Origin of the sequence: Pseudomonas sp. GM49 (assembly GCF_000282355.1) — a bacterium.
Lineage (GTDB): Bacteria > Pseudomonadota > Gammaproteobacteria > Pseudomonadales > Pseudomonadaceae > Aquipseudomonas.
Genome location: NZ_AKJL01000290.1, coordinates 1 through 5904, shown reverse-complemented (window position 1 = coordinate 5904; position 5904 = coordinate 1). Strand labels below are relative to the sequence as shown.

Sequence of the window (5904 nt, the reverse complement as noted above, 5' to 3'; positions counted from 1 at the left end):
ATGGCCGATGGCGGCGGGCTCTGTAGGAGCGAGCTTGCTCGCGAAGAACCTGAGAACACCGCGGGGTGTCAGGCTCTCCGCATCATCGTTGACCTCCATCGCGAGCAAGCTCGCTCCTACAGTCTTTTCCAAGTGACCCGCCGTAAGGGCGGAACCATAAGCCGCCGTTACCGCAGGAATGGATTTGTACACCCTCAAAACATACATCGCCTGACACTCAGCCTTCGCGAGCAAGCCCGCTCCCACAGTGGGTACGCAGACAGGTCAGCGAGCCTTCCTGAGCAAAAAGTGCGACAACGCCGGTATCAGCACCAGCGCACCGATCATGTTCCAGATGAACATGAAGGTCAGCAGGATGCCCATATCCGCCTGGAACTTGATCGGCGACCAGGCCCAGGTGATGACGCCCGCCGCCAGGGTGATGCCCACCAGAGCGACCACCTTGCCGGTGAACGCCACCGAGTTCTTGTAAGCCTCGGTCAACGACAGGCCGGCACGCTGCTGAGCCAACTGAACGCTGAGCAGGTACAGCGCGTAATCCACGCCGATCCCTACGCCCAGGGCGATCACCGGCAGGGTGGCCACTTTCACGCCCATGCCAAGAAAAACCATCAATGCCTCGCAGAGCACTGAAGTCAGCATCAACGGCACCACCGCCACCACGACCGCACGCCAGCTGCGGAAGGTAATGAAACACAGCACGATCACCGCGCCATACACGTACAACAGCATGGTGCGATTGGCCTCGCGGACCACGATGTTGGTCGCTGCTTCGATTCCCGCGCTACCGGCCGCGAGCATGAACTGGCGTTCACCGTTGCTGTGCTTGCGAGCGAAGGACTCGGCGATACTGACCACATGTTCGAGGGTTTGCGCCTTGTGGTCGGCGAGGTAGGCCACTACCGGCATCATCGAGCAGTCGCTGTTGAACAGTTCGGGGTTGTTCACCGAGGCCTGCTGCGCGCCATAGTTGAGTACATCCTGATTGCGCGCGATGGTCAGCATCTTTGGGTTGCCTTCATAGGAACCCGCGGTGATCTGCCGTACGGCGTTGACCAGCGACACGGTGGTCTGCACCCCTGGCTGCTGTTGCAGCAACCAGCCGAGACGGTCGGCCTCGACCAGGGTCTCGTACTTCAGGCAACCCTCGCTCGCGGTCTTGACCATCACGGCGAACTGGTCGCTGGACAGCGAGTAGTTGTCGGTGATGTAGGCGTTGTCGCGATTGTAGCGAGAGTCTGCGCGCAGCTCGGGCGCACCCGGGTCAAGGTCGCCGATCTGCAGCTGGGTGCTGACCATGAACCCGCCCGCCGCCAGCAACCCGGCGACGATCAACGCGACGGTGGCCCAGCGGCGCTCGGTGAAGCGGTCGAGCAGGCTCCACAGATTGCCCAGCCCCTTGCCGCGCAATTCCTTGTGCTCCTGACGCAGGCTGCGCGCCGCTGCCCTGCGGCTGACACCGCAATACGACAGCAGCACCGGCAACAGCACCAGGTTGGTGAAGATCAACACCGCCACACCGATGCTGGCGGTGACGGCCAGGTCCTGGATCACCGGGATGTCGATCAGCATCAGCACGGCAAAGCCGACCGCATCGGCGAGCAAGGCCGTGAGCCCCGCCAGGAACAGGCGGCGGAAGGTGTAGCGCGCCGCGACCAGTTGGTGTGTGCCGCGTCCCACATCCTGCATGATGCCGTTCATCTTCTGCGCGCCGTGGGACACTCCGATGGCGAACACCAGGAACGGCACCAGGATCGAGAACGGATCGAGCGCATAGCCCAACAGCGCGACCAGCCCCAACTGCCAGGCCACGGCGATCACCGAGCAGAGAATCACCAGCGTCGTGCTGCGCACGCAGCGGGTGAAGAAATAGATGATCGACGTGGCGATCAGCGCAGCAGCGCCGAAGTACATCATCACCAGCACCAGGCCGTCGATCAGGTCGCCGACCAGCTTGGCGAAACCGATCACGCGGACTTTGATCGGGCCCTTGCCCTCCTCGCCCCGGGCATGGGCATCGCTGGCGCCGGCGAACTCGTACTTGTTACGCAATTGCTCTTCGAGCACCCGCGAGAAAGCGTGGTAGTCGATGGCCTGGCCGGTGACCGGATCGTTCTCCAGCAGGGGCACGAAAATCATGCTCGATTTGAAGTTGTTGCCCACCAGGCTGCCGACGATGCCGGATCGGGCAATATTCAAGCGCAGCTGTTCGACGCCCTTCGCCGAGCCGTCGTAGGCATCGGGCATCACCGGCCCGCCGCGAAACCCCTCTTCGGTCACTTCGGTCCAGCGCACCGCCGGGGTCCACAGCGACTTGACCCAGGCGCGGTCCACGCCCGGGGTCACGAACAGGGTGTCGTTGATCTGCCTGAGCACATCGAGGTATTGCGGGTCGAAGATATCGCCTTCGGTGTTTTCCACCACCACCCGCACCGCATTGCCGAGCCCGCGCAAGGATTGGCGGTTTTCCAGGTAGTTCTGAATGAACGGCTGGCTCTGCGGCAGCATTTTTTCGAAGCTGGCAGTCAGGCTCAGGCGAGTGGCCGCGAAGTAGCCGAGCAGCACGGTGATCACCAGGCAACTCAGTACCACCAGCAGGCGGTTGTTGAAGATCAAGCGTTCGAGCAGGTTGCCGGAGCGGGCGTCGAAGCCCTTGAGCTCCCGCACCACCGGCATCGTATCGAGTTCGTAGGTACCCATATCGTGTCTTGTCTCTTTTGTTGTACGCAGGTGGGCTTATTCGAGGGGGAGCTGGCGAAGACCGCGGGTGCCGGCCAGTACCAGTGCACCGGCCGTTGACACTTGCGCCGCGGCCACCGGCGCCAGGCCGTTATTCACTTGCAGGTTGAAGCTTGCGCCATCGTCGTTGCTGACCAGTACATGGCCGGCCTGGCTCAACAGGATGATCCGCCCGTCTGCAGTGACCGTACCGGCGGTGATGCTCAGGGGGAGCCCGAGCTCGACCTTGTTCCAGTTGGCACCGCCATCGACGCTGCGATAGGCGTTGCCGCGCAGGCCGAACACCAGTACCGCGCCGGGCTTGCCGACAATGCCGAAAAAACTGCCGTTGTAGGGCGTGGGGGTGGCCTTGAAACGCTCGCTGGTCGGGTCGAACTTGAGCACCAGGCCCTGCTCGCCGACAACGAACAGTTCGTTGCCGGCCGGGCGCAAGGCGTACAGGTTCAAGGCACTGGGGTTGTCGGTCCGGTCCAGCCACGGCGTCCAGTTGCGGCCACCATTGTCGGTACGGAAAATCAGGTTGAAGGCGCCGACGATGTAACCGACCTGATCATTCTGGAACCACACATCGAGGAATGGCTTGTCGGCGCCCTCTTCGAACATGCGCTGGGCATCGGCCAACGAGGTGACGACCGCCTCGTCGTCCGGCCGAGCCGCGGCCTGCTTGCGGTAATACGCGAGCAGGGTCGAGCCGACGTCGCGGCCGTCGAATTGACGGCTCCAGCTTTCGCCCGCGTCGCTGCTGTGCAACACCACGCCGTCATGGCCGACGGCCCAGCCCTGGGACGGACTGGGGAAATGCACGGCCACCAGGTCAGAGCTGACCGGTACCTTGGCTTGATGCCATTGCAGGCCTGCATCGTCCGAATAGAAAATGTGGCCACGCTGGCCGACCGCAACCAGGCGTCGGCCGGCGCTGGCCAGTCCCGTGAAAGTGCCATGCAGCGCCTTGTCGGTCTGCAACGCCGGCCGGTCGAGGGTATCGGCGAAATCCGCCGCCACCACGGCACGGGTAAAAGGCAAGGCCAGCGCTGCACCCAGTGCAATGAGCACTATCCATCTGAATTTGTTCATCGCTGTTTTCCGGATAAAAAAGCCACCGGAAGGCGTGTGGCCTCCTCCCGATGGCAAATACCACATGGAGTTCTGTCAGCGGATCCCGGCACCGGCCAGCGATTCCGGAGCCCACTGGGCCTTGGAGAGTGGCTCGATGTACTTCACGCCACCGTACGGCCCGTACATCCCGGTAATGTTGTAGCTACCGGTGACGAAGTCGTAGAACAGGTGGTTGTCCGAGTTCGGTGCCTGCACGTCATAGCTGTAGGCCATGTGGGCGAAGGCGCCGCGGTACAGCTTGCCGCTGGCGTCGTATTCGTCCGAAGCCAGTGCAATCCAGCTGTCCTCATCGAGGTAGAAGGTGCGCTTGCTATAGATGTGGCGCTTGCCCGGCTTCAGGGTCGCTTCCACGACCCACACGCGGTGCAGTTCCCAGCGCATCAGGTCAGGGTTGACGTGATTGGGGGTGGTCACGTCCGCCGCCACCTTGTGGTAGTTCAACTTGTAGGTGTTGTACGGGACGTACATTTCCTTCTTGCCCACGAGCTTGAAGTCGTAGCGGTCCAGGGCGCCGTTGAACACCCAGGAATCGTCATAGGTCGAGCTGCCGGCCGACCCCGGGTTCGGCGTGTCGTAGGCGATATCCGGCGCCAGTTTCACCCGGCGTTGTCCCGGCAGGTACTGCCAGCCACGGCGGCCTTGCTTGAGCGGGTTGACTGCATCGACCACCAGAATGGCTTCACCGGCGCGGCGGGCCGGGCCCTGGTAATACAGCTTGGTCTTGAAGAACACGTCGCTTTCGTTGGCCGCGCTGGTACGGGCCGGGTCGTACAGCGGGTACTCGATGTAGGCGTTGCCGGTGGTGGCCAGGGTCGCCCTGCCCGAGGAGTCGACGTTCCAGGAATCGTACTTGGAGTTCAGCGCAAAGCCCTGATAGCGCAGCAAGTGGTTCCACATGGCTTCATAGCCATCGGCGGGGATCGGGAACGGCACGCCGGGCAGCGCATTGTCCAGGGCTACCCCACCCTCGGTGGTTTTGGTCCCGACGGCGTTTTTCGCCGTGTTGTCCAGCAGTCGCTGAGGCATGGCCACGGTACGGTGGGTCGGGTAGACATCGACGCGAAACGACGGGAAGCGCTTGAGCAGTTCCTGGGTCGAGGCTGTCATCTTGCCGGCGTACTGGGCAGCATTGCCGGCGTTGATCACCGTCACCGGCTTTTCATTTTCGAAGGGGTCGGGGCGAAACGAGCTGCCCGCCTGGTAGCTGGCCGGTGCCTGGGTCAGGCCACCGGTATAGGCCGGGATGCTGCCGTCGGCATTGCCGGCTTTTTCAGCGCCGACGCCGGTCAATGTGCTGCCTAGCCGGGCGGCCTGGTCGGAAGATACGGCCGCGTGGGCGGCACCGGTCACCGCCAGCGCAAGGGCCGCGGCCAATACAGATTGGGCAAATTTCATGGGGTCTCTCCTGTTGCCTGGCAACGTTCGATCAGATAGTCGTTTTGAAGGTGAAGGTGACCATGCCGCGATCCTTGAGCTGGGCCGATGTACCGCCAAAGGCTGTGGCCTGCCCAGGGGTGCAGTTGTACTGGCCGTTGGCGCCGGGTGCGGCACCGTCTCCCTGGCTGCCGGCGTTGCCGGCGCGATCACAGGTATCGAACGGACCGAAGTTGTCCACGTACTTCAGGTCGAAGCGATACTGGTTGTGCACGTCCATGCCAACGCCGATCGAATAGCTTCCGGAGTCTTCGTTGCCCCCCATCTGGACGGCGGAGTTGCCATTGAGGCCGACGTTGTAGGTGGCCGGCATGTAGAAATCGATGCCGGGAAAAACCTGATACCAGGTCGGGTTGAAGTTGACGCCGATGACGTAGTTGTCCTTGCTGACCTTGTCCACGCCGCGGTACCAGTCCCCGCCCTTGAACAGCTGCTTGTTATCGGTGACGTCCAGCCAGCGGCTGTAGCCAAGCTCCACCAGCAGCGAGGCGCTGTCCCACACCGGCGTGTCGGCGAAGGTGGTCAGGCCGTTGAGCACCGCATGCACGGTGTTGCCTCGGGCCACGCCGTTGTTGCCATCGAAACTGCCAATGAATCCGGGCAGACCGGCTGGGG

The 5904-nt window shown here is 62.8% G+C and carries 4 protein-coding genes; all 4 read right to left on the bottom strand.

Annotated features, from left to right (window positions below; genetic code table 11):
- Positions 1 to 264: 264 nt before the first annotated feature.
- Positions 265 to 2700, bottom strand: a complete 2436-nt coding sequence (locus PMI29_RS03805) for an efflux RND transporter permease subunit (RefSeq protein WP_008003064.1) — start codon at positions 2698 to 2700, stop codon at positions 265 to 267.
- Between the two features lie 36 nt (positions 2701 to 2736).
- Positions 2737 to 3813 carry a WD40/YVTN/BNR-like repeat-containing protein gene (locus PMI29_RS03810; RefSeq protein ID WP_008003062.1) on the bottom strand — a complete coding sequence of 359 codons (1077 nt, stop codon included), beginning with the start codon at positions 3811 to 3813 and terminating at the stop codon, positions 2737 to 2739.
- Positions 3814 to 3888: 75 nt separating this feature from the next.
- On the bottom strand, positions 3889 to 5250 hold the full coding sequence (locus tag PMI29_RS03815; RefSeq protein WP_008003060.1) for a DUF1329 domain-containing protein: 1362 nt from the start codon (positions 5248 to 5250) through the stop codon (positions 3889 to 3891).
- Between the two features lie 31 nt (positions 5251 to 5281).
- On the bottom strand, positions 5282 to 5904 hold a 623-nt coding region (locus tag PMI29_RS03820; protein ID WP_008003058.1), incomplete at its 5' end, for a DUF1302 family protein.